18 protein-coding genes and 1 riboswitch are annotated in these 25,799 nt (G+C 38.5%); of the genes, 8 read left to right on the forward strand and 10 right to left on the reverse strand.

Annotated elements, in window-relative coordinates; genetic code table 11:
* Positions 1 to 193: 193 nt before the first annotated feature.
* The 3 genes from H7U17_RS09715 to H7U17_RS09725 form a co-directional block, all read right to left on the reverse strand.
* The gene (locus tag H7U17_RS09715; RefSeq protein ID WP_186756508.1) at positions 194 to 2,920 is read right to left on the reverse strand and encodes a hypothetical protein; all 2,727 of its coding nucleotides are present in this window, start codon (positions 2,918 to 2,920) and stop codon (positions 194 to 196) included.
* A gap of 1,092 nt (positions 2,921 to 4,012) precedes the next feature.
* Complete coding sequence (locus tag H7U17_RS09720) at positions 4,013 to 6,040, reverse strand: M3 family metallopeptidase (RefSeq protein WP_186756509.1); 2,028 nt, start codon at positions 6,038 to 6,040, stop codon at positions 4,013 to 4,015.
* 179 nt (positions 6,041 to 6,219) lie between these two features.
* Positions 6,220 to 7,566 carry a M20/M25/M40 family metallo-hydrolase gene (locus tag H7U17_RS09725; protein WP_186756510.1) on the reverse strand — a complete coding sequence of 449 codons (1,347 nt, stop codon included), beginning with the start codon at positions 7,564 to 7,566 and terminating at the stop codon, positions 6,220 to 6,222.
* A gap of 69 nt (positions 7,567 to 7,635) precedes the next feature.
* Here H7U17_RS09725 and H7U17_RS09730 point away from each other — a divergent pair, with 69 nt between their 5' ends.
* Positions 7,636 to 8,154, forward strand: a complete 519-nt coding sequence (locus H7U17_RS09730; protein WP_186756511.1) for a DinB family protein — start codon at positions 7,636 to 7,638, stop codon at positions 8,152 to 8,154.
* 23 nt (positions 8,155 to 8,177) lie between these two features.
* A complete protein-coding gene (locus H7U17_RS09735; RefSeq protein WP_186756512.1) occupies positions 8,178 to 8,693 on the forward strand; it encodes an acyl-CoA thioesterase in 516 nt (171 codons plus the stop codon).
* Between the two features lie 82 nt (positions 8,694 to 8,775).
* Here H7U17_RS09735 and H7U17_RS09740 read toward each other — a convergent pair whose 3' ends face one another.
* Positions 8,776 to 9,984 carry a hypothetical protein gene (locus tag H7U17_RS09740; protein ID WP_186756513.1) on the reverse strand — a complete coding sequence of 403 codons (1,209 nt, stop codon included), beginning with the start codon at positions 9,982 to 9,984 and terminating at the stop codon, positions 8,776 to 8,778.
* A gap of 267 nt (positions 9,985 to 10,251) precedes the next feature.
* On the opposite strand from H7U17_RS09740, the gene H7U17_RS09745 reads away from it, so the two are divergent.
* Together H7U17_RS09745 and H7U17_RS09750 are read left to right on the forward strand one after the other, a co-directional pair.
* Positions 10,252 to 11,409 (forward strand): acyl-CoA dehydrogenase family protein, encoded by a 1,158-nt coding sequence (locus tag H7U17_RS09745; RefSeq protein ID WP_186756514.1) that lies wholly within the window; start codon positions 10,252 to 10,254, stop codon positions 11,407 to 11,409.
* A 130-nt stretch (positions 11,410 to 11,539) separates the two neighbouring features.
* On the forward strand, positions 11,540 to 13,219 hold the full coding sequence (locus tag H7U17_RS09750) for an AMP-binding protein (protein WP_186756515.1): 1,680 nt from the start codon (positions 11,540 to 11,542) through the stop codon (positions 13,217 to 13,219).
* Positions 13,220 to 13,254: 35 nt separating this feature from the next.
* On the opposite strand, the gene bioB is transcribed toward H7U17_RS09750, so the two are convergent.
* Positions 13,255 to 14,232 carry a biotin synthase BioB gene (bioB, locus tag H7U17_RS09755; protein WP_186756516.1) on the reverse strand — a complete coding sequence of 326 codons (978 nt, stop codon included), beginning with the start codon at positions 14,230 to 14,232 and terminating at the stop codon, positions 13,255 to 13,257.
* A 144-nt stretch (positions 14,233 to 14,376) separates the two neighbouring features.
* Positions 14,377 to 14,931, reverse strand: a complete 555-nt coding sequence (locus H7U17_RS09760; RefSeq protein WP_186756517.1) for a DinB family protein — start codon at positions 14,929 to 14,931, stop codon at positions 14,377 to 14,379.
* A 151-nt stretch (positions 14,932 to 15,082) separates the two neighbouring features.
* Here H7U17_RS09760 and H7U17_RS09765 point away from each other — a divergent pair, with 151 nt between their 5' ends.
* Positions 15,083 to 16,459: an exonuclease domain-containing protein gene (locus H7U17_RS09765; protein WP_186756518.1), complete on the forward strand. Its 1,377-nt coding sequence runs from the start codon at positions 15,083 to 15,085 to the stop codon at positions 16,457 to 16,459.
* 289 nt (positions 16,460 to 16,748) lie between these two features.
* Complete coding sequence (locus H7U17_RS09770; protein WP_186756519.1) at positions 16,749 to 17,546, forward strand: hypothetical protein; 798 nt, start codon at positions 16,749 to 16,751, stop codon at positions 17,544 to 17,546.
* A 98-nt stretch (positions 17,547 to 17,644) separates the two neighbouring features.
* On the opposite strand, the gene H7U17_RS09775 is transcribed toward H7U17_RS09770, so the two are convergent.
* The gene (locus tag H7U17_RS09775) at positions 17,645 to 18,676 is read right to left on the reverse strand and encodes a patatin-like phospholipase family protein (protein ID WP_186756520.1); all 1,032 of its coding nucleotides are present in this window, start codon (positions 18,674 to 18,676) and stop codon (positions 17,645 to 17,647) included.
* 543 nt (positions 18,677 to 19,219) lie between these two features.
* On the opposite strand from H7U17_RS09775, the gene H7U17_RS09780 reads away from it, so the two are divergent.
* Positions 19,220 to 20,629 carry an alkaline phosphatase PhoX gene (locus H7U17_RS09780; RefSeq protein WP_222439172.1) on the forward strand — a complete coding sequence of 470 codons (1,410 nt, stop codon included), beginning with the start codon at positions 19,220 to 19,222 and terminating at the stop codon, positions 20,627 to 20,629.
* Positions 20,630 to 20,670: 41 nt separating this feature from the next.
* On the opposite strand, the gene H7U17_RS09785 is transcribed toward H7U17_RS09780, so the two are convergent.
* From H7U17_RS09785 to metE, 3 genes are all read right to left on the reverse strand, one after another.
* The gene (locus tag H7U17_RS09785) at positions 20,671 to 21,066 is read right to left on the reverse strand and encodes an acyl-CoA thioesterase (RefSeq protein ID WP_186756521.1); all 396 of its coding nucleotides are present in this window, start codon (positions 21,064 to 21,066) and stop codon (positions 20,671 to 20,673) included.
* A complete protein-coding gene (locus tag H7U17_RS09790) occupies positions 21,063 to 21,554 on the reverse strand; it encodes a PAS domain-containing protein (protein WP_186756522.1) in 492 nt (163 codons plus the stop codon). Before H7U17_RS09790 ends, H7U17_RS09785 begins: the two co-directional genes overlap by 4 nt.
* Positions 21,555 to 21,674: 120 nt before the next feature.
* Positions 21,675 to 24,026: a 5-methyltetrahydropteroyltriglutamate--homocysteine S-methyltransferase gene (metE, locus tag H7U17_RS09795; protein ID WP_186756523.1), complete on the reverse strand. Its 2,352-nt coding sequence runs from the start codon at positions 24,024 to 24,026 to the stop codon at positions 21,675 to 21,677.
* A 196-nt stretch (positions 24,027 to 24,222) separates the two neighbouring features.
* A riboswitch (cobalamin riboswitch) is annotated at positions 24,223 to 24,418 on the reverse strand.
* 288 nt (positions 24,419 to 24,706) lie between these two features.
* On the opposite strand from metE, the gene H7U17_RS09800 reads away from it, so the two are divergent.
* Entirely contained in the window at positions 24,707 to 25,663 is a 957-nt protein-coding gene (locus H7U17_RS09800) for an aldo/keto reductase (protein ID WP_186756524.1), read from the forward strand.
* Positions 25,664 to 25,799: the final 136 nt, after the last annotated feature.

A 25,799-nucleotide genomic window follows, 5' to 3' on the forward strand; every position in this document is an offset into this window, starting at 1 on the left:
TTTCAATGGGTTTACGGTTGGTGATTTCTTAACAATGTAGTTTGGAAACTAACTATACAAATTAATTAGAAGTGAAAACTCCTCCCATGACTTTAAGTGGGAGGAGTTTTTTGTTTGTAAGAGGACAAGAAAAAGGGTTGTAGAAAGCTTAGCCTCAATTTATAAGTAGTATTATTAATGGTTACTAATCCTATCAATTGGATATTGTTATTTCACTTTTCTTCACTTCATAGGTCAATTCCTGATAGCCTATATCACCATTTTCTGAGATGGCTTCTATGACAACCATGATGTTTCCGGTAATATCCCCGTTATAAAAGTTGACGGTAGCTTTTCCATTTTCGTCGGTTATGACCTGTGGTTGCCAGTGCACCAATGTTCTAAGGTCAGGTTTTATCCAGTCTTCTGAATCGATATGCTCATATTTAGGCGTATAAAATTCCTTGGAGGGTGAATAAAGTGGGATGGCGGCCTTGAGGATTCCTGGGGTGTATTGGGCACTGAAAATCCCTTTTCCAGCATAGGTGTATATGGCGATCACATTTCCTGACACAGGTATGTCCGGGGGAGAAACCTGTGGGTATACTTCCATATACAATTGGTTAAACTGGTCGGGAAATCGAATCAGTTCAACACTTTTCACCTCGGAAGGAGGGATGTTCGGAATGAGGTCATAATTATAATTGTTTACAGGGATTCCGTCGACTACTACAAGTGTTTCTTCACCACCAGGAATGGTGGCCTTCAAGTAACTCCCTGTCGGTCCGCCAAGACTATCTTGATCAAATGTTTCATTAACTCTTTCTATTCTGATTTCAGGATAATTGAATAGCAGGACGCTATATAATCCATAGGACCAATTTTGCTCTTTTTCTTGGATTTCTTCTCCGTTGATGACTTTGTCCGGTTTTCCAAACCGTTTCATGACTTTTTCCCTTTGTGGTGTTAGGAGATAGTCTTCCACAGTTACTTCTTCTAGTTCGATAGCATCATTTGAGAGCCTGAATGCCCTTTCTACTTTGTTTTTTTCCTGCTGTTGTTCTATTAAGGCAAATTGGATGCTGTCCAGCGCTTCAATGGTTTTTCTTTGGTCAAAATCGATCTGTGGAGATTGGTTTTTGTCCAAAGTAATATTATAGTCTTTTTTCTTACCAGACTTATTGGCACTTTGTATAAGGACGTTCAGTTTATGTCCATAGGTATCCGGGAGGGGGAAATGAAAGCGGCCCAGGCTGTCGGTGCTTTGGGATTGGAATAAGGGTTTCTCCCCAAAAGTCATTAAGGTAAGTGCTGCACCTTCTTTCTTGTTTTTTGGTGACAATACACCTCCTACTGTTCCTGATATATGAAGAGAACTCTCAGGTTCATATATAATGGTGTCTATAGGCTGATTGTAGTTATACCTGCGCCAACCTTGGGTGAGCATTAGCGCATCCAAATCCTGAAGTCGGTTTTTGTTATTTTTGTCAAAGTAGTAACCAGGACTTTCAATTTCACCTCTTAGGTCAGCATTGAGCAAGAGTTGGGAAAGAATGTTTTGCCGGTTTTTTTGGGTTTTACCCATCAACTCATTATTGATAACCAACACGGATAGGTTAACTTTTTCCGGGTTGCCCGCAGGGTCAAGGACTTTGATATCCAGTGTTGTTTTTTTTCTTTGTTTATAGGAAGAAGAGTCAGTTTGGGCTTTGACTTGTAGCCTGTTTTCCGATCTTTCATTAAAATAAAGTCTTTCGGCAATAGGCTGTCTGTTTTGATTTAAAAGAGTGAAAGAAAGGATGCCCTCTGGGAGACTGTTTTGTGGTAGAGGGACCATCATTTCTCCCTTTTTGAGACGCCCTTTCATGAGAAAATATTCTATTCCCCTGCATTTAATTTGTATAAAGATGCTGTCATTAACAGGGGCTGAATTGACTGATATTAGCCTGATTATGTTCTCTCCTCGAACCAGGGAAAAGGACTGTCCCTTAGGTTTTACTTTTGGTAAAGGAAATTGGAAGTTGATGGTAGTATCTCTCTTGGAAGGTATGGCGGCAAAATACTGCCGGGCACTGTCTGGTGACAAAAATACGGTGCCCATGCCCAAATGATTACTTTCAAAATCAGTGATGATTTCACCTTTGTCATTTACTATATTCCCTTTGACTTTGGAGCCCTGACCCTTGCTGTTCACTGCTTTAAACCCGACCTTGCTGATTGTACGGTGAATCATATCTCCTCCTTCAGGGAAAAACTGTAAATCAATATCGTCCTGCCCCAAGGAAAAGGTTTTGGTGAAATGTAGGCCATTTAATGTGGTTATACCAAGTGTTGCCAAATTGCTTTCTGCATCTATTGGATATTCCAGGGTGTAGAAGTCATCATTGTCAGCCTTCAGTCTAAGAGTATCTTTTTGGTTGTTAATATCTAAGTATACACCCAATTTTTTGTGATGCAAGCTATCAATTAATTTTGGTGAAAAATGGGCGTTTAACCAGAATTCCCCAGGTGACTTTTCTGAAAGGAAAACATTACTGATAGGGGAGGTTTGATCTTGGTCAAGGGAAGGGAAGATGTCGATATACTCTTCGAAGACAAAGCTGTCACCGAAATTTTTGTTCCATTGGGTATAGGCCCTGATCAGGTATTTTCCAGCAGTATAGCGATCATATAAATCAAAAAAGTTATCTCCCACGCCATTGGAAAGTTTAATGATCTTTTCATCTTTCACCTTCTCATCTGGACCTATCAGTTGTATATGAAGTATGTTGCTCAGTTGGCTTGGTGCATGGTGGAGCCCCTCAGTAACGATTGCTTTGATCCAGATCGTTTGGTCCGTGGTATAGGTTTTACGGTCCAGTTGCAAATATATTTTTTCAGATAAAGCAGTTAGTGATGCTATTTTTAAATTTTGAGCCCTTAATGATGGGCTTGAAAACATACATATTAGGATGAAATATATGGTAGCTGGTATGCGCCCTATTTTGATCGACTTAAGCTTGTTCATCAAACAGTGTAAATGGTAAAGTTGTGAAAAGCTCTAAAAATAGTTGAATTAATTTGATAATGAAATGATTAGTTTTTCATCTGTTAAGATCCTTCGATGTACGGTGTGTTTGGAGGATAAAAAAAAGCTATGAAACATCATCTCATAGCTTTAGTCAATTAACAATAAACCCAAAATAACCTGCTGTAAGAGAAGGATTCGAACCTTCAGAATTGTGGCTGTCTATTTGATCTCCTCAATTCTACCTGAAGGATAAGGTTTTGGTCTTATCTTCTTACAGTATCAAAAAGCCTTTTAACCTTTTGTCTGATACAAAGTTAATAAAACTTTTTTAAAAAAATCAATTATCTAATCAAAATAATAAAAAAATATGTTTTATGTATGAAGAAAACGATTGCAAAGCTGATAATTTGGTTAAAAACTTAAAAGTCTATTGTAAGCGTTTAGGTTTAATAATATTAGAAAGAAAGCTATAAAACACAAAAAGCTATGAAACAATATCTCATAGCTTTAGTCAATTAACAATAAACCCAAAATAACCTGCTGTAGGAGAAGGACTCGAACCTCCACGGAGTAGTTAGGCAAAACACGAGCTCGATATTTGCTTTTTCCCAGATTCTCCACCCTCGAGACAGGAGGGCTTGTCTGCCAATTTCAACATCCTACAGTATATATGAAAAGTCCTTTTGTCTTTTCCTTATGATTCAAAGGTAATATACTGGTTTGTTAATTCAAAATAATTCAATAAATAAATTTAAAAATTAATGATTTAATAATTTATTCAATTTATTGATGAATTATTCGTAACTGTTTTTTTGACCTTTAAAAAGGTGTTTAAGTACTTTTTTAACTGGATTTTGTGTTGGAAAGATGTTGGATAAAAAAAGAGGCTGTCTCATAAGTCGAGTTTTTTGTGTCATTCTGACGAAAGGAAGAATCTCATAGAGTTGATTTCCAGTAGCAAACAAGTCTAGATATTTCTCCTAACGTAGAAATGACATATTTTGAGACAGCCTCTTTAGAATATTATATCAAACCAGCTCTTTTCAGCAAGGCTTCTGGTTTTGGCTCTCGACCTCTGAAACGTTTGTAGAGTATAGAAGGATGTACTTTTCCTCCTGAGGATAGCACATGTTCTTTAAAGGCACTGGCTGTAACAGGATCGAAAATTCCATTTTCCAAGAACATTTCAAATGCGTCTGCATCAAGCACTTCTGCCCACTTGTAGCTATAATAACCAGCAGCATATCCGCCCTGGAAAATATGAGAGAAACTTGTGGACATTAATGTGCCTTCCACCGCAGGTAAAAGTTCAGTAGGCTCCATCGCTTTTTTCTCAAATTCAAATAAAGAATTTACTTCAGCTGGATCAGTACTATAATAGGCCATATCCAGTAAACCAAAGCTTACTTGTCTCAAGGTTTGGTAGCCTTGATGGAAATTTGCGGCCTTTTTGATTCTTTCAATTAACTCTTCAGGGATCTTTTCGCCTGTTTTGTAGTGTTTAGCAAACAAGTCAAGGCATTCTTTTTCATAGCACCAGTTTTCAAAAATCTGGGATGGCAATTCCACAAAATCCCAGTAAACACTGGTTCCAGAAAGTGATTCATAGGTGCCGTTGGCGAGCATTCCATGTAGGGCATGTCCAAATTCATGGAAGAGGGTGGTAACTTCATTAAAAGTCAGCAAGGAAGGAGTAGTCTTGGTTGGCTTGGTGAAGTTACATACAATGGAGACATGTGGACGATGGTCTAGGTCATCTTCCTTGGATTGCCCCCTGTAAATGGTCATCCAAGCCCCGTTTCTTTTTCCAGCTCTAGGAAAAAAGTCAGCATAAAACACAGCAAGATGTTTGCCTGACTTGTCCTTTACTTCATAAGCAGTTACATCTGGATGGTAAACTGGGATTTTATCATTTTTCACAAATTCCAAATCATAGAGTTTTCCTGCAGTTAGGAATACCCCTTGAATCGTGTTTTCTAATTCAAAATAAGGTTTGGTTAATTCATCATCAATATCAAATTTTGCCTTTTTGAGCTTTTCTGAATAGTACCCAAAGTCCCATTTTTGAAGCACTTCCGGACCACCTATTCCCTGGGCAAATTCAGTTAACTCTTGTAATTCTTCCTCAGCCTTTGGCTTTGCTTTTTGTAGCAGATCCTTAAGAAAATCACTCACCTCAGGAGCACTTTTGGCCATTCTTTCTTCCAAGACAAAGTCAGCATATCTTGAATAGCCCAAAAGGTTGGCTCTTTGATTTTTTAGCTCAAGAATTTCTTTGACGATTTGTTGGTTGTCCAATTCGTCACCTTTGCAGGATTTTGTGTTATAGGCAGTAAAGATTTCCTTCCTAAGTTCCCTGTTTTCTGCATAAGTCATAAAAGGAACATAGCTAGGGAAGGCGAGTGTAAACACCCATTTCCCCTCTTTGCCTTTTTCTGAAGCTGTTTGGGCAGCAGCTTCGACCACAGCATCCGGTAGACCTGCCAAATCCGCTTCATTATCGATTACCAATTCGTATTTGTTAGTTTCCGCCAATACGTTTTCTCCAAAGGCAAGGCCTTTTTGCGAAAGTTCTTTGTCTATGGTACGCAGTTTTTCTTTGTCCTCATCAGAAAGGTTAGCCCCATTTCTGACAAATGACTTATAGGTTTTGTCCAACAGGGTTTCCTGTTCCTCATTAAGGTTTAGGTTGTCTTTGGATTGATAAACCTTATTGACTAATTCAAACAGCACATTATCTAAAAGGATGTCATTGCTGTGGGAAGTTAATAATGGGGAAATATCCCGCGCCAATTTCTGGATCTCATCATTGGTTTCAGCAGCATTTAAATTGAAAAATATGCTGGAAATTATGTTTAATCTTTTTCCAGATTTGTCCAATGCTTCAATGATAGTGTTGAAATTAGGGCTTTTGCTTGACTTTATGGATTCAATTTCGGCTTTGGCCTCTTTGATGGCTTCTTTGATCGCGGGTAAAAAATGTTCGTTTTTGATTTTGTCAAATGGTGCCGTTTCGAATGGCGTGGTAAATTTTTCCAATAATGGATTCATAAATAATTTCTTGTTGATTTTTATTCAAGTTATTAACGACAATATAGGCTTAAAGTTAGTGATTTTTGTCTGAGTACCTTAATTCATTTTTTCAGTTGTGCTTTTGAATAAATATCTTCTTTTCAACTTGGAACATGTTCAGCTGGGAAGTGAAATACCAAGTTTGAAATGAAAAGAGCTTATCTAACTGGTTTAGGGAATACGGCCATGCTTTCTGTATCTTCTGAACCGACTGCTTGAACAGCAAAGAAGTAGTTGTCCTTGGAGTAAGGTAGGGTAATGGTTGTGTTTTTAGTGTAAAATTTCTTTTCCCAAACTGGAGAACTTGTCTCTCTCATTAGTACATAATATCCCTTTGCTTTTCCAGCTGCTGGGGCTTGCCATTTTAAAGATGTTGAATTGGTCAATTGACTAACATCAATACCGACTTCTTGTGGGACTGAAGGGGCTGAAGCCAAGCTGGCCAAAACGGCTAGGTTTATTCCGGTGTTTTTTCTTAAGTATTCATAATCAATGTGCTCGGGGAGGTCACCATATTGGATACCGTTTTCAGTCCTTAGGTCTTGATGTTGTTGATGGTAGTTTTCATTAAATTCACAGATTCTAACAGCGGTAAATCCTTGTTGGGAGAAGGGGGTATGATCTCCTCCTCTTAGAAATCGGTCATTTCTGTAAACCAGCTTTACTTCAAGCTGATCAATATATCTTTCTCCGGTTTCTTTAATATATCTTGCTAGCTGACGCGATCTACTGTCGTTTTCTCCGTTTGTATATTTTCTAAGCCTTTCCATTTCTTCAGTTTCGAACATTGGTACACCTTCACTGAATACCCGAACCTTGGTGTTGTCTCTTAGCATTGTGCCGCTTGAGGCAGAGTTGCCGATCATATCATTATTAATCATGGCTGCTAAGTTCCAGTTTTCTTCCTTGGCCATTTTAGCCATATGGGCGGCTCCTTTTAGTCCTTGTTCCTCCCCCGAAACTGTAACGAAAATTATGGTGGCTGAAAATGTCCTTTTGCTCATTATTCTTGCCATTTCAATAAGTGCAGCCACTCCTGATCCATCATCATTGGCTCCGGGCGCATTATCTTCGGCATTCATTATATCAGATACCCTGCTGTCCAGATGTCCACTGACCACAAATATTCTGTCATCAGCGGGGTCAGTACCTTTTAAGGTGGCCATGACATTGCCCATCCTTACATCATTAGGTATTCTTCTACCATCAGCTTCAATGGTGTAATAATCTATTTTTGAACTCAGTCGTCCTCCTGATTGAGTCTCAAATGATTTAAATTGCCTAAGCACATATTGTCTTGCCTCTTCAATGCCTCTTTGGTCTTGGTCTTTACTGAGAGAATGTCGGGTGCCAAAGCTGACCAATCCTTCAATATAGGTTTTGAGCTGGTCAGGGGAAATTTCATGTACCATTTTCTCAATGGTATCATTTCTGTTTATGGTAGTGATTTGTGAAAATGTTTGTAGTGGAATAATTAGAGCTATTAATGCTAAAATTCTTTTCATTGTATCGTGCTTTAGGATTTCATTCTTTTAAATTTATAGTATACTTAAAGTAAATAAAAAGATAATTACATGAGTGAATTACTAATTCCCCAAGAAGGAGAATATGGGGCTTTTTATGAGACCTATATTTCTAAAGTACGTGGTGCAGACATTTCTGAGCTATTGATTTCTCAAGTGGAGGAATTAAGGAGTTATTTTGAAGGGATGTCCGAGGAGAAGGCTACTTACCGATATGATGATGGTAAATGGAGTCTTAAAGAGGTGATTGGCCATATCAATGATACTGAAAAGGTGATGTTGTTCAGGGCTTTGTGTTTTGCAAGAAATGATGATCAGGAATTGCCAGGAATGGAACAGGAAGATTATGTCAAGGCGGCCAATTTTAATGAAGTGCCTTTGGTGAACCTTTTGGAAGAATTTGAGCTTACAAGATATATTATTCGCTCATTTATGAATGGACTTCCTGAAGAGGCATATACTAGAGTGGGGATTGCAAATGGTTATGAAATTAGTGTGAGGGCTTTGCTCAATATTATTCCAGGACATTTTAAACATCATATGCAGATTCTACATGAGCGGTATACCTAATCGCATTTCTAATTATAAATTTTATGTTTGAATATAACCCTGATAAACATTATCCCAAAGAAACAGAAAGCAGGGCTGTGATCCGTTTCCAAGACTGCGATCCGCTACAGCATCTTAATAATGCCAAGTATTTTGATTATTATTTCAATGCCCGTGAGGATCAAGTCCCAAAGCTGTATGGAGTGGAAATGTATGATCTGATAAAAAAGTACCAGGCTGCTTGGGTAGTTTATAACCATAATATCTCTTATGTAAGGCCTGCAATGGTAGGAGAGTGGATCCGGATTCGGAGCAGGGTGCTATGGCACGATGAAAACACTGTGGTGATAGAGTATTATATGTTAGATGATTCCAAAAAGGAATTGAAAAACCTGTTATGGACAACCCTTAAATATGTGGGGTTAAAAGATGGTAAGGTGAAATCGCATAAGGGCGAAATTGTTGATTTTTTGAAGGCAACAACAGATGATTTTGATATCACCAAATGCACAATAGCCGAGAGGGTGAAGCAATTAAAAACTAAGCTTAAGGAAGATTAATCTTAGTATTAAACAAAAAAAAACACGCTAGATCTCAAGCGTGTTTTTTTTGTACTATATGCTGATAATGTCTTTTTGTGGGCTAGTCCACTTTATACATTTTATTGGCCGCATTGATATATTCCAATGGGTTAAAAGCTTTGTCAAAAGCACTTTTTAGATTGTTGAGTTTTGACTCAAGGTCGTTGATTTTTGGACCGATGTGCTTGGCGGTTTTATATTTCTCAATCAGGGAATTGTACTTATTAATGTTTTCACTGATTCTGAACGTAATACTGCCAAATCTAATTTTAAGGGATTGTATTTCAGCCATTTCATTGTAAAAGGTGTTTTTCCAATTTTTAGGATTGGTCTCCTTTTCATGCCTCACCCTATTGGCAATGATATTGGTCAATTCATTGAGGTATTCATATCTTCGATTGGCATCATTCTCCATACTGTAACTTCTTTCGAATGCCTTTTTATCAATTCCCAGCACCTGAAGGTTTTTTACTAGGTTTTCTTCATATAGCTTTTTAAGTTCTTCTAGTTCCGTGTCGATGGCTTCCCATTCTGTTTCTATCAAGTTTTTGTCATTGGTGAATTGTCCCAGTTCCGTTACCAGCTCAAACATTTCTTGACTTTGTTCTCGCAGTTTTTTGTCTCTTCGGCCAGTACCAATGCTCTCAACATAGCTGGACATGCCAGTAAAAAGTGCTTGGCTAAAAGTTCCAAAAATAGGAGTGCCAGCGGATAGGTCTCCTGTCAGACTGATCAGGTTGGAGACTACTGATAGCGTAGGGCTTTCCTTTTTGTTTTTATCAATAAAACTTTGGAATCCCTTGTACCAATCATTGAAACCTGGATAAGTAGTAGGGTTGCCTACCGCATTTAATGTTTGGAAGAAATCCCTGGTAGCCCCGAATAATATCAAAGGACGCAGCTCTCGTTCCATTGAAACGAGGTTGATAATAGCTGACTGGTAATTCCCCTGATAAATATTTAACTCGGCATCTTTTTCTGCCTGTTGGAAATCTTCAATCAATTTAACTCTTTCGATCAACTTTTCGATTTTCTGAGCCTCACTGTTGGATTGGTTCAGGGATTCGTCAAGCATTTGGATTTTTTGGTCCAAATCGTGAAGTTTTGTCCCCAACTCATTGTCCAAGGAATCCGTTTTTACCTGTATGTTTTTTAGTAGGCTGTTTTTAAGAGATTGCTCTAGGGAGGTGGTGGTTGTATCCGTTTGGCCTGTAGCTAGGAAACTGAGGGATAAGAAGGTGATTGTTAATAAGTAAAGTTTAGTTTTCATAGAAAATTAAATTTCCGAATGCTATACGAAATTTGTGCCATAAATGTAGGATCAATATTTTATTGATGAAATAAAACTCTTTTCTAAAATTCAATTTTGGCCTGTGGTATTACTTGAAGCATTGGTTATTGCTGATGAGTGGAGGATTTTGATTGGAAAATGCCCGTAGAATTGTGAGGTAAAATTTATTTTAGCTCTGTAAACTTTTATATTACATGAGTTTATAAATATGGTTTAGTCTTTATTTATTTTAACCCCAAGATAGATATGTTTGAGATTCCAAGAACTATTTTTTCTGAAGAACATGATATGTTCCGGCAATCCATCAGGGAATTTGTTAAAAAGGAAGTTTCACCAAATAATGCCCAGTGGGAAAAGGATAAGCAGGTTTCCAGAGCGTCATGGAGCAAGCTAGGGCAAAATGGTTTTCTATGTCTGCAGGCTCCCAGTGAATATGGAGGGATGGCCATTGATGATTTTCGCTTCAATGCAATCTTTACAGAGGAATTAGGCCTGAGCGGATGTGCTGGTCCTACCATTGGGTATTCCTTACATTCAGATATAGTGTTTCCTTATTTGTTGCATTATGGAACTGAGGCAGTCAAGAAAAAATATATTCCCAAGATGATAAGCGGGGAAAATATAGGGGCCATCGCGATGACTGAACCAGGGGCCGGAAGTGACCTGCAAAATATCAAGGCCAAGGCAATAGATAAGGGAGATCATTATGAAATCAGTGGCACCAAAACTTTTATTACCAACGGGTATTTATGTGACGTGGTGGTGGTCGCTGCTAAAACAGATTTAAGTTTGGGTGCAAAGGGGATCAGCCTTTTTTTGCTGGACGCAAGTATGGAAGGATTTGCTAAAGGTAAGCCTTTTGAAAAAGTGGGACTTCATGCCCAGGATACCTGTGAATTATTTTTTGAGGAAGTTAAGGTCCCCAAGGAAAACCTATTGGGTAAAGAAGGAGAGGGGTTTTCCTATTTGATGAAGGAGCTGGCTCAGGAGCGTTTGATAGTTGCTTTAGCTGCCTTAGCACTTGCAGAATTTATGCTTCAGTCGACTGTCGAATATGTAAAGGGAAGAGAGGCTTTTGGAAGGACCATTTCAGAATTTCAAAATACCCGTTTTAAATTGGCAGAAATGGCTGCCAAGGTTGAACAGGCAAGGATTTATTGTGATCAATTGGTGCTGTTGCACAATGATAAAAAAGTGGATAGTGCCATGGCTTCTGCGGCCAAATATATGATGACAGAGTTGCAATGTGAGGTGGCTGATGAATGCGTCCAACTTCACGGTGGCTATGGATATATGTGGGAATATCCGGTAGCTAGGGCCTATGCAGATGCCAGAGTGCAAAGGATATATGCAGGAACGAATGAAATAATGAAAGAACTGATAGCCAGGAAGGTGTTGAAGTAATGGGATAAAAACCAATTGTTAACAATTAGGAGACAGGTTTTGTCTTTTTTTAAAATCATAAATGATTTATATTGTTATATTATATTTACAAAAAAAAAGCTATTGTTTGATTACCCAAAATAATAAAAACATGCAAGATTTTCCATGGTTTAAATACTATCCAGAGTCAGTGCCCAAAGAAGTCGATGCGGAGGCATATGAAAGTATTATAGGCCTTTTTGAAGAGAGTGTTCATAAGTATGGTGAGTCAGTGGCCTATGAATGTATGGGAAAAAAACTCAGTTTTAATGAGCTTGAAAAGCTGTCGAGGGATTTTGGCGCTTATTTACAGCAGGATTTAAAACTAAAAAAGGGGGATAGAATAGCCATTCAAATGCCGAATTTGCTCCAATATCCTGTTGTCATGTTCGGTGCATTGAGAGCAGGGTTGATCGTGGTTAATACCAACCCTTTATATACTGCTCATGAAATGAAACACCAGTTTGAGGATGCTGATATTTCTGCCCTGGTGATACTTTCAAATTTTGCCCATAATTTGGAAGGGATTTTGCCTGATCTAAAAGTCGAGCACATTATCATTACAGGAATAGGGGATCTTTTGGGAGGTTTGAAAGGCGGAATTGTAAATTTCGTGGTGAAATATATCAAGAAGATGGTTCCTGAATACCATGTTCCGAATGCTATAAATTTCAAAACTGCCATGGCTTTTGGAGCTAAAAGAAGTCTAGCACCTGTTAAAATTGATCTAAGTGATATTGCTTATCTCCAATATACAGGAGGGACTACTGGTGTGTCCAAGGGGGCTGAGCTTACTCATGGGAATATTGTTGCGAATATGCAGCAGATATCAGCTTGGATGAAACCCAAACTAAAAGAGCATGAGGAGTTTGTGATCACAGCCTTGCCTTTATATCATATTTTTGCTTTGACAGTAAATTGCTTGGCCATGTTAAAGATAGGTGCGCATAATTTGTTGATCACTAATCCAAGAGATATGAAAGCATTTTGTAAGGAGTTAAGTAAGAATCAGTTTAGTGTCCTTACGGGTGTGAATACCCTGTTTAATGGCTTGTTGAATCAAGAGTCTTTTAGGAATCTAGATTTCAGTGGACTGAAGGTAGCTGTTGGAGGGGGGATGGCTGTGCAAAAATATGTAGCAGACCGATGGCATGAAGTCACTGGTGTACCTTTAGCGGAAGGGTATGGTTTGACAGAAACCTCTCCTGTGGCTTGTTGTAATCCTATTGATGGAACTGAGAGAATAGGAACGATAGGCATGCCTTTGCCCAATACAGAAGTGAAAATTGTAGATGATGAAGGGAATGAAGTGCCATTGGGACAAAAAGGAGAACTGTGTATCAAAGGGCCACAAGTGATGAAAGGTTATTGGAGGCGTCCTCAGGAAACGGCAGATACCATGCTAGGTGAATGGCTAAAAACCGGTGATATTGCTGTTCAGGATGAAGATGGTTTTCTGAAAATTGTGGATAGGAAAAAAGAAATGATCTTGGTTTCAGGTTTCAATGTATATCCTAATGAAGTGGAAGATATTATTGCTGGCCATGGAAAAGTTGATGAGGTGGGAGTGATAGGAATGCCGGATGAGAATTCTACAGAAAGAGTAGTGGCCTATGTGGTGGCCAATGATGAATCACTGACGGCTGAGGAGCTTATTAGTTTTTGTAGGCAAAGCCTTACGAATTATAAGGTGCCCAAGGAAATTTATTTTGTGAAGGAGCTGCCAAAGTCCAATGTTGGTAAGATCCTTCGAAGGATAATAAAGGAAAATCACATCAAGCAATCTGCATAAAAAAAGCTCTCCGTACTAGGCGGAGAGCTTTAATTTTATAGGCTTACTTCCTGATCCTTGAAAGCCTTTCGCGGCTTAAGATTTAAGGTTTGGAATAATTGCTTGTCCATGTCTTCTTCTGGATTTGGGGTAGTTAATAGTTTATCCCCTGCAAAGATGGAGTTGGCTCCTGCCATAAAACATAAGGCTTGTTCTTCAGTAGTCATTCTTACTCTTCCTGCAGAAAGTCTTACCATGGCTTTAGGCATAATAATCCTTGCAGTGGCAATCATTCTAACCATTTCCCAAACGGAAACTTTCTCTTGTTCCTCAAGTGGAGTACCTTCCACTGGTACCAATGCATTTACAGGTACTGATTCTGGATGAGATGGCAAAGTGGAAAGTGTATGAAGCATGCCCACACGGTCTTCAAGATTTTCGCCCAATCCAATGATTCCTCCAGAACAAACTGAGATATCTGCTTTTCTTACATTTTCCAATGTATCCAATCTATCATCATAATTCCTTGTGGTAATGATTTCATTATAGTGTTCCTCGCTGGTGTCTAAATTGTGGTTATAGGCATAAAGTCCAGCGTCTTTTAATTTTTCCGCTTGTTCTTCAGATAACATTCCCAAAGTACAGCAAACTTCCATTCCCATGGTATTTACTCCTTTTACCATCTCAAGTACTTTGTCAAAGTCTCTGTTGTCTCTAACTTCTCTCCATGCCGCTCCCATACAAAAGCGGGTACTGCCTGCTGATTTTGCATCAGCTGCCTTTTGCAATACTTCTTCTACTTCGAGTAATTTATGGACTTTAACATCAGTATGGTACCTGGCAGCTTGGGGGCAGTAAGCGCAGTCCTCAGGACATCCTCCCGTTTTTACGGATAGCAAGGTGCAGACTTGTACCTCCTGAGAGTCATGAAATTCACGGTGAACTGTTCCTGCTTTATAAATGAGGTCTAGAATAGGTAAATCAAAAATTGCTTTGATTTCTTCTCTGGTCCAATTGTTTCTAATCTCAGTCATCAAAATTTGATTTGAATGGTCTATTTACAAGCCCTAAAATTATTGAATTTTCATCAGGATGTAATCTTTTTGCCGTTTTTTCTGGTCATGAGCCAATATGCAGTAATAGTCTTGTGGTATTGCAATTCGCTCTGAATAAATGAGTTATTTGATTTGTTCCAAGATTTTTTTTGCCTGATTGAAATGTCTTTTTTCATGGATGGTGATGATTTCCAGTGCAGTAGATAGTGGATAGGCAATTAATTTATTGGCAGGGGAATGGATGATTTGGTTCTTTTCTAGGTAAGGTCCTAGTTTACCGATCCATTGGGATATTTCCTTTTGGTGATCTTCAAACTTTTTCAAAAGTGCTTCCGCATCTCCATCATGATACTTGTTTGGAGCCCAAATTGGAATAGTTTTAAGTTTTTTAGGATTCTCTGGTGATACTGATTTCAAAATCGTATTGCCCAATAATTTTGTCAGAAAACTAAAATTACCAATAAAGGGTTTTTCATAAGTACCTTCTTCCAGCTTTTGAAAAATCGGGAAATAACTTTCGTTGATGACTATCAGGTGTTGGATATTCTCCTCAATGCTCCAGACCTTCGGATCTGGTTTATAAGATAATTCCTCAGGGCTTAGCCCTCCGAAACTGGATAAAAATGCTTGAGTGGTCTCTTCTATTCGCTCTTGCCAGTCTTTGATCTTGATTTCCATTGGGTTTTGGGGTATGGTTATGGATGAATATCAATTTAATATATTACAGGGTCTCTTTATTGGGACAATTTGGGTCAAAAATCGTTATTATGAATGACAAAATCGCCAAATTGAACATCAAATAATAAAAAACATAGAGCAGCATTTTATTATGATTTATGCCATTGTAGATATTGAAACGACAGGGGGCTACGGGAAAAGGCACCGCATAACTGAAATTGCTGCATTTTTGCATGATGGCGAGAAGGTTTTGGACAGTTATCAGACCTTGATCAACCCTGAGTGTGAGATCCCGAATTATATTACAGGACTTACAGGTATTGACCAGCAAATGGTGGCTGATGCTCCAGTTTTTGAGGAGATTGCCCATGAACTGTATGACTTTTTGCAGGGAAAAGTCTTTGTGGCACATAATGTGAATTTTGATTACCAATTTATCAAAGCAGAATTTGACCGTGTAGGCAGGGAGTTTGATTTGCCTAAGCTTTGTACGGTAAGGCTCAGTCGAAAGATATTTCCAGGATTGAGGTCTTATAGCCTCGGAAGTATATGCGAGTCCAAGTCCATTTCCATTAAAGCGCGACACCGAGCATATGGAGATGCTGAGGCTACAGCAGAGCTGTTTGGGATGCTCATCGAGGCAGATGATCAGGGTGTAGTGGAGTCCCTTTTAAAAAGGAATTCAGGAGAAGCTTTTTTGCCACCCAATATTAATAAGGAACAATTTATGGCTTTGCCGGAAAAAGTGGGGGTTTACTACTTTCATGACATCAATGGCAAGGTGATTTATGTAGGTAAGGCCCTTAATATAAGGAGTCGATTCAAGGGACACTTTTCTGGGGCTGGAAAGGGAAAGCAGGCCATGAAATCTGAGATCCATAGCGTGAGTTTTCAGTTGACCGGCAGTGAATTTTTGGCCCTTTTGGTGGAGGCATTAGAAATCAAAAAGCATTGGCCGAAATTTAATAGGGCCCAAAAGGTAAAAGGAACTACTTGGGGGTTATATCAGTACCAGGATGGAGCGGGATTTGAGCGATTTCAGGTGGCCAAGATCAACAGGTTTACAAAGCCACTGTTAAGCTTCAGGAGTCATCATGATGCCTGGTCTTATTTACTGGAAAAAGTAGAGTTATATCAGTTGTGCCCCAAATTGTGTGGCATCCAAAAGACTGTGGCGGAATGCTATGATTATAAAGTTGGGAAATGTGAGGGAGCATGTTGTGGAAAAGAAGATCCCGAATCTTATAACCAAAGGGTTGGGGATTGGTTGAAGCAAATGAAAAAAGAGCGTTCCAGACTTTTGATAAAGGAAAAGGGGAGGAGTCCAGGAGAAGATGCGGCTATTTTATTTGAGGAAGGAGTCTTAAAAGCTTATGGCTTTGTAAATCAGGAAGAAGAGGTTGTTGAAGATGCTGGTTTCCTGGACTTTTTAGATCCAGTCAAACCTGTCTCTGAAACTACTTATATCTTGGAGCAGTATTTGTCTAAAAATTTATCAAGTAATGTGGTAATATTGAATGGTTTATAAATATAAGTAATTCAAATAGTTATGTGTTTAGTTGGTGTGCTTAGTGGCTTCAACTTGATAAGTACTTGATTTTTCCAAATAATTTCTGTGCAACCAATCGAAAGATATTTTTTAGTATATGTAATAAAAGACTGTGATTATTGATAAAACAGAATAAATTTCCTTTAAGTTGTGGTGTTGGTGGAAAAATGTTTATTATGTTTTTTTATTTTTTACATATACCAAATAATTGTTTATATTGATTATAGTAGTGTTTAAGAGTGTTTTACAAACCCATAATTTCTACGATATGAAAAAGTTGTTTTATTTCGCCACAGTTTTGTTTATCGTCTGCCAAGGAGCATTTGCTCAGGGAGACCATCAATATATGGTAATTGAATTTATAAAAGTTGCGTCTACACAAATGGTAGATTATTCTGAGAATAAAAGCTTTATGGAGAAGATTTATTCTGAAGCCATTAAGCAAGGAGATGTGGAAGGATGGGATTTATGGTCATTGCAATCAGGGCCTGATCAGGGTGAATTTCAGTATGTCACTATTACCTATTATGATGATCCTGTGAAAATGATGAACGGAATGACGGACAATAATTTTGTGAACTATGCCAAAAGGGCCTTTTCTTCGGAAATGTCAGATCAGCAAATTGAAATGAGTGTGGAAAACGCAGTGGCAAACCGTGATTTGGCCATGAGGGCCTATATGGTGATGGTTGCGCGCACCAAAGATAATTTTGAAATGAAGCCGGGAGTGCTTGCTTCTTTTGATTTGATGAAGGCAGCAGAAGGAAGGTTCAATGAATATGAGCACGTGGAGACTGATCTCTACCTGCCATTTCATCAAAAAAAGATTGAAGCAGGCATGATGGGAAGTTGGATGTTTTTAAGAACAGCTGTGCCAATGGGGAGTGCCGCCGATTACACACATATGACCTTGAATTTTTACGACGATTATTTGCAGTTCTTTAATTCTATGGAATATGAAGATATGGAAGCTTCGGAAGAGCAATTAACAGCCATGGAAGAGGGCTTAAATTCTAGAGACCAAAAATGGGTGTATATGGCCACATTGCTGAAAGCTATCAGGTAATCAAGTTGTTTTGGGGAGATAGAGATGATCTTCCAGTAAGTTGATCTGTAAATGTTCTTTTATCCCTATGTTAAAAAAAATAAAGGCCCTGGTATTCATTACTCTAGGGCTTTTTCTATGGGTACTAAATTTTCCACAATATCATTAAAAGTAGTTTCGTTTTTTGAAATATAATCATTTGCGGTCTCTCGCAATGCCTCTAGGTTGGATTTATGTGAGTCATCAAAATTGCTTGAAGCATTTTTCAGGTCAGGATTAATTCTCTGAAATCCATTTTTATTTTTATTGGCATCAAAAACCCATTTTAGTTGGTGGGAAACAGTTTCGGCATTTCCGGACATCATAATGGAGAGCAAGGGCCGGGTCCATTGGCTAATGCCGAAGTTTTTAGCATCATGAAAGTTAATGGACTTTTCGGGCTTTCCAGTACCTAAAGATAGCAGATACATGTCTTTGCTGCTAGGGTTTTTGGCGTTTTCGAAGTACATTTTACGCGTCTCTGCGTAGGCACACATGGCTGGATTGTTGGCGAAAACGGCACCATCAATCAATGGATAGCTAATACCTATGTCAGAATGGATATTGGCTGGCTGAAAATACGGAGGAGTAGCTGAAGAAGCAATGGCAACATCTTTTATTAGAAAATCCTTTGCCTTAGTGATTTTAGCGTTATGCTGATTGAGAAAAATGGCCCGTCTATGGTCAAGGTCATAGGCGGTAATAAGACAGGGTTTAATTAATTGGCTTAATTTTTTGTCAGCAAATTGTTCGCGGAAAAAAGTATCCAGTCCTTTTCTAAAGTCTTTGTTGTCAATTAGCCCTCCCAATGTTTGAATTTTTTTGAAGATAGACTTTGAATATGCCTTATTACAAAACTCATGAAAAAAGTTGTTCACTTCATCTGCGCTGAATTTAGGTTTTGATGGAAGTTGGTCATTGGGACTTAATAAGGCACAGGTAATGATTCCCCCTGAGCCTGTGCCTGCAAAAAAGTCAACAAAATCGACTAATTTCGATTCTTTGTTCTTAGTTCTGCGTTGGATTTTTTCCTCCAGTGCCTTAAGGATCATTGTGGTTATGATTCCCTTGACTCCTCCGCCATCTATTGTAATAATTCTCACCTTTTTCATTTTGCTCTTTTGTTTTAATGTATGAGTTTAGAACAATAAATCCACTGCATTGAGGAGATGCTCAATTAGGGCCCATGACGATCGTATGTTTTGGCATAGGTTGGGAGTAATAAACAATTTCTAAGGGCTTTATTGTCCTTTATTAATCTTTTGTTAATTGCTCGGAGATTTATTGATGTATTATATAAATGGCTAATAGTCAGTAAAATAATGTTCGTCATTATTTACTTATAAGTTACGGAATTAAATAGTTTGTAAAACTAGATTAGGTCAAATATTTGCTTATAAAATATTGATTATGTGTTTGTTGATTGTTTGTTGGGGTGAAAAAATAACTGTAAATTTCACTTTGTATAGAAAGAATGGATTATGCCCTTCTTTTTTAAAGGAACTTAGGATTTATGAATTATAATATTTTAATAAAATTAGGGCAATCTGAAAAATGAATCTCTTACTTATCTTGTTTCGAGATTACGTCGAGATCTTGGGATTATCAAAAAAGAATTAAAGTTTATTTTAAAACTTAATTAAATCGCTAAATATATGGGAGCTGGAGAGCAAACTGACCGAAGAGAATTTATTAAACAATCTGGAATGGTGACACTGGGCTTTATGGGATTGTTTCAATGTATTCAACCATCGTCAAAAAATGGATCATCAAGTGATCTAATAGGTTATGGGGCGCTAGTAGAGGACCCTGATAAGATCCTGAATTTGCCCAAGGGGTTTAGTTATTCTATTATTTCTAGATCAGGTGAGCCCATGGATGATGGCTTGATTGTACCTGGAAGGCCTGATGGTATGGGAACTTTTCAAGGAAATGATGGCAAAATAATTATTATTAGGAATCACGAAAACAGTCCTGATGATTTTAAGGAAGGAGCTTTTGGAGAAGGTAATGAAAATTACTCATCAAAATATGCAGGTGAATTTTATGAAAATGGTTTGGGAACACTTCCTGGCCTAGGAGGAACTACTACTTTGGTCTACAATCCAGCTACCAAGGAGGTTGAAAAACAATTTCTTAGTTTGGGTGGTACGGTTCGGAATTGTGCAGGAGGAGTGACACCATGGGGGTCTTGGGTGACCTGCGAGGAATCAACAGTAAAAAAGGGCGATTATGATGGTAAGCTAGAGAAAGATCATGGTTATGTTTTCGAAGTCCCTGCATCAGAAGAGCCTATGTTATATACTGCTGAACCTATCAAGGAGATGGGGAGGTTTAATCATGAGGCTGTTGCTGTGGATCCTAGAACAAGCATTGTTTATCTGACTGAGGATCGTGGTGACGGACTTTTTTATCGGTTTATACCCGAAGTGCCTGGGGACTTACGCTCAGGCGGGAAGCTTCAGGCTTTAGCCATAGCGGGAAAAGCTTCTTATGATACGCGAAATTGGGAGGGTTCAGATCAGGAAAAAATGCCCAAAAACCAAGCTTTTGAAGTGGAGTGGATTGATATGGACGATGTAGAAGCTCCTGAAGATGATTTGAGGCACCGTGGAGCGGATAAGGGAGCTGCTTGTTTTGCTCGAGGAGAAGGAATTTGGTTTGGAGAAGAGGAGCTGTATTTTGCGTGTACCAATGGTGGGGAAATTTCTGCTGGCCAAGTTTTTAAATATATCCCTGGAGCCAATGAAGGAAAAGCCAATGAGCAGACGGCACCCGGTAAATTGGAGCTGTTTGCAGAGCCCAATGATACAGAGATCCTTAAAAGTTGTGATAATGTAGCTATTGCCCCTTGGGGTGATTTATTACTTTGCGAAGATAGACCCCATCCTTTTGTGGTTGGAATTACTCCAAAGGGAGATTTCTATAAGCTTGCTGAGAATATAGGTTATGAAAGTGAATTTGCAGGAGGGGTGTTTTCTCCAGATGGAAGTACCTATTTTGTGAATATACAAGGAGCAGGCTTAACTATTGCAATTGAAGGGCCTTGGGGCAAGAAAGTCTAAATGAAATTATTATCTAAAAAAAGGGTCCACAGACCCTTTTTTTAATGTTCTTTTATGATTGGAGTAGGATTTTTGTTCTCATCTATCGCTACTAGTGTAAAAGTACCGCTTATAGCCTTTTCCCTTCCTTCCTCATACATCTGCTCAATGAAAATATCTACTTGAATTTTAAGGCTGGTATTCCCAATATGAATTATTGATCCCACCAATTCAATTATAGTTCCTGCTGGTATGGGGACAGTGAAATCTATTTTATCACTACTGACAGTGACCATTTTTTGACGACTGAACCTGGTGGCGGTAATAAAGGCCACTTCATCCATCAAATGCATAGCAGTGCCTCCAAAAAGGGTGTCATAATGATTGATGGTGTTGGGAAAGACTGCTTTGAAGATTCTTGTTTCGGCTTTTTTGATCTTTAGTTCTAGTGCTGTCATATTTCAGTTTCTAAAGCAAGGAAATGGGATGTTTTCCCAGATATATTTTTTATTGGAAAAACACGAATTTCACAAAGATAAGGTGATTGATCAAACTTATAGTTGATAAGTTTCAGTTGAAAAGGTTTGTGATGAATTAATTTCTTTTTGAATTCTGCGAGCACCAAAGGAGAAGTGGCTTCTCCTTGGAGAAAAGAAGGTTTTTTACCTATGGCAAAATGGGGTTTGTACCCAGTCATGTTTTTAAAACCTTGGTTTACCCAAATAATATCTCTGTTCAGGTCAGTTAGTACCAGTGCATCGTAATTTTCTTTTGATATGTCCAAGTTTGTATCCCAGTTAAAACGATGTTTAAAATATTCCAATGTTTTTTTATCCTTTTCATGTGAACTGGGAATTTTTCTGGCAAAAACACTTTGGATATAAACGTCCCAACACTTCAGAGGAGTTTTTTTTACTGGAGCTTTTATCTGCTTTTTAAAATTCATACCTAGAAGGGAATACTGTTCCGAACAAGTATATAACTTGTCCGGAATAGTGATTGTTTAAAATCAGCTGTTTTGAAATACTATAACAGCCTAGTGAAATGGACAATAACCATGTCTTAATTAAGGGGTATTGACCGCATTTGTAGTAAAGCTTGAAATGTTTAGCCCTGTGTCTTTCCTTAAAGTTTTGGCTGCTTGAACCATTCTAGTTAATGCTTCTTTTGTTTCTTTCCAGCCCCTGGTTTTAAGACCACAGTCCGGGTTGACCCATAATTGTCTATCGCTAATAACGGCTTTGGCTTTTTCCATAAGCTGGACCATTTCATCCTCAGTCGGGATTCGGGGAGAGTGAATATCATAGACACCAGGTCCGATCTCATTAGGGTATTGGAATTCTGCAAAAGCATCCAATAATTCCATTTGAGAACGAGAGCATTCAATGGTGATGACATCTGCATCCATGGCAGCTATATGTTTGATGATATCATTAAATTCGGAATAGCACATATGGGTGTGGATCTGCGTTTTGTCTTCCACCCCGGTAGAGGCAATACGGAAGCAATCGACAGCCCATTCCAAGTATTCATCCCAATTGGATACCCTCAGAGGAAGTCCCTCTCTTAGCGCTGGTTCGTCTATCTGGATGATTTTAATGCCGGCATTTTCCAAGTCTTTAACCTCTTCCCTGATCGCCAAGGCGATTTGTTGGCAAGTAGCAGATCGCGCTTGGTCATTTCTGACAAATGACCACTGCAGAATGGTTACCGGACCTGTTAACATTCCTTTTACATTTTTATCTGTCAATGACTGGGCATAAGAAGTCCATTTTTGGGTCATTGCTTGTGGTCTGGAGACATCTCCGTAAATAATGGGAGGTTTTACACATCTTGAACCATAGCTTTGGACCCAGCCGTTTTGGGTGAAAACAAACCCATTTAATTGCTCCCCAAAATATTCTACCATGTCATTTCTTTCAAATTCACCATGCACCAACACGTCCAAGCCAATGTCCTCCTGCCATTGAATAGCTGTTTTGGTTTCTTGGCTGATCAGTTCATCATATTGATTTTGAGTCAATACTCCTTTTTTAAGATGGGCACGCCATTGTCTGACTTCTTTGGTTTGAGGAAAGGAGCCAATGGTAGTGGTAGGGAATAATGGTAGCTTAAGGTTGTCTTCTTGCACTTTTTGGCGATCCCCAAATGCGCTTTTTCTTTGACTATAGCCTGAATCAAGTAAATCTATCGCTTTTTGTACTTTGGGATTATGGACAATTTGCGCATTGGTTTTACTTTGGATGGCCGCTTGATTATCAGAAAGTATGGTCAAATTGGCTTTGTCTTCCTTGCCTAACGCCAAGTTTTTCAAATGGCTTACTTCCCAAACTTTCTGTTTGGCAAAGGCTAACCAATTTTTGATTTCTGTGGTCAAGTCAGTCTCATTATGTTCTTCTTCCAAATCACAAGGACTGTGTAATAAGGAGCAGCTTGGACTGATCAAAAGTCTTTCCGAGACTTTGGCTTTTTTGGCCTTTTCGATTAAAGCCAGGGAATTTTTAAAATCGTTTTTCCAAATATTTCTGCCATCTACAAGCCCCAGTGATAAACTCATGTTTTTTGGAATGGATTCTAGGACCTTTTCCAATTGCTCGGGAGCTCTTACGAGATCTATATGTAGGGCACAAGCAGGTAAGGAGCTCGCGAGACTGATATTGTCTCCCAAAGTATCAAAATAACTTGCTATTAAAACTTTGAGTGATGGACAAGCTTTTTTGATTTCATTATAAGCATATTGGATGGCTTCTTTTTGCTCGTTTGAGAGGTCCATGGCCAGATAGGGTTCATCGATTTGTACCCATGTAGCGCCTGAATTTTCCAGTTTTGTAAGTATTTCAAGATAAACTGGAAGAAGGTTTTTGAGTAAGGAAATTCTACTGAAGCCTTCTTCTTTTTCTTTACCTAATAACAAATAGGAAATAGGACCTAGGATAACGGGTTTGGTGTGGATCCCAAGTCTTTTAGCTTCTTTGAATTCCTCCAGTACCTTGGTGGAGAAAAGCTTGAATTTTTGGTCTTTTTTAAACTCCGGAACAATATAATGGTAGTTGGTGTCAAACCATTTAGTCATTTCCATGGCAATAATGTCCAAACCGTCCTTTTGGTAGCCTCTGGCCATGGCAAAATAGAGGTCCAGTTCAGGTCTTTTTTGGTCAGTGACGATTTCGTGATACCGTTCTGGGATTGCCCCTACCGTTAAAGACATGTCCAATACTTGGTCATAGAAAGAGAAGTCATTGGATGGTATGAGGTCTATCCCAGCTTCTTGCTGTAATTTCCAGTTTTGTAGCCGGATGTCAGCCCCGACCTGTAGCAGATCATGAAGTGAAATTTTTTCTTTCCAATAGGCTTCACTGGCCTTTTTTAGTTGTCTTTTGCTACCAATTCGCGGATAGCCAAGATTGTGCGTTAGCATAATGATAAACTTTTAACTTGATAAATAATTGTCAAAAGTCTTTAGCTAAACTTCGCAATGCAGCGATAGGGAGGGGAACTGAAAAATAGGACATACTTTTCCTTTGGGCATACTGATCCCAGGAGAAGAAAGGAAAAGGAGTCGTACTTGACAGGAGCTTCAAATCGCGAAAGCATTGTCATTTCTGTCCTCCATGATGGACAGTTCAAAATAGGCAGGTCTCCTGGCTTGTAACATTTTTGCCGTCCTTCCCATCCCGATAGCAATCAGAACAGTGGACATTCGAGGGCAAAAACTTTCACGTTACTTACAGTTGCGCGACAGCCCGTGATTTTCACACGGTTCCCTATTATCACCGACCTTAGTCGATGACCTATAATGGTAAATGAAGAAATTATGTAAAGAACTTTGATCGGCAAATATAGTGAATGCAATCCGAATTGAGTATATAAATTAATCTGTCAAGTTTTAAATAGTGAAAAACATTGCTTGGAAAGCTCAATGGCTTAAAAAAATATTAGGTTAATGAGTTGGTTTTAATTGTTTGATTATTAATGTTTTGTGGTGTTGGTTGTTAGTTTGGGTTTAGGTTTACGGAAAATAAAATGGTATCCCTATTTAAACTTATAAATTTGTAAAGTATGAAATAGTGAACATGTTTGGTTCAATTACTAGGCTAAATGACAAAAACTAAAATCGGATTAGGGTTGGCTTCATTGGGAAGGCCAGAATACATTAATATTCGTCCTGATCAAAATATTGATAAATCAGCAGAGGCTTTTCAAAGAAAGACCATGGAAGTGCTAGATGAAGCATATGAGCAAGGAATTCGATATTTTGATACAGCACCCTCATATGGAAGGGGTGAAGAATTTTTATTGGATTGGTACCAAAGTAGAAAAAATGAGGGATTGGTATTAGGCACCAAATGGGGGTATACTTATAAGGCCAATTGGGAGTTGGGCTATAATGGTCCGCACGAGGTGAAAGAGCATTCTTTGAGCAAACTTAGAGAGCAATGGGGCTATTCTAAGCAACTATTGCCAGCATTGGAAATATATCAAATTCATTCTGCCACTTTTGAATCAGGAGTACTTGCCAACAAAGATGTTCACAACGAATTGATGGCTATTAAAAAGGATTATGGCTTGAAAATTGGCTTGACCAGTAGCGGAAAAGCACAAAGTGAAATTTTAGAGGCAGCAATGGGGATTGAAGTGGATGGAGAGGAGCTTTTTGACAGTTTTCAGGTTACTTTCAATCTGTTTGAGCAAAGTGCTCTTCCAGTGATCAAAAAGGCAAAAAACAAGGGGAAGTTACTGATCATCAAAGAGGGAATGGCTAATGGAAGGGTATTCCCTAATAAGGATTATCAACACTATCAAGAGCATTATCATTTACTGTCAGTTCTGTCTGAAGAGTATAAGGTAGGGGTAGATGCATTGGCATTACGTTTCTGTATGGATTTGGTCGAGCCGCAATATGTTCTGAGTGGGGCTGGAAACGTTGGGCAATTGAAGGAGAACTTAAAAGCAAATGAATTTGAGCTGTCGAGAAATGATTTGGAAAAACTAAAGTCCATGGCGATTGATGTTTCAGCTTATTGGAATGAACGCAGTAAACTTGAATGGAATTAATTCTAATTTGGTTTTATAATTATTAAAAAACTATTTTATTTGCAGCAGCTTCTGGAGCTGGTATTCAAGGTTTGAATATTTAGTAATCCAGATTAAATAAGTTTCTTTTTAGAAGCAGAAATATATTAATCGGAGT

Source organism: Echinicola salinicaeni (genome assembly GCF_014280965.1).
Taxonomy (GTDB): domain Bacteria; phylum Bacteroidota; class Bacteroidia; order Cytophagales; family Cyclobacteriaceae; genus Echinicola; species Echinicola salinicaeni.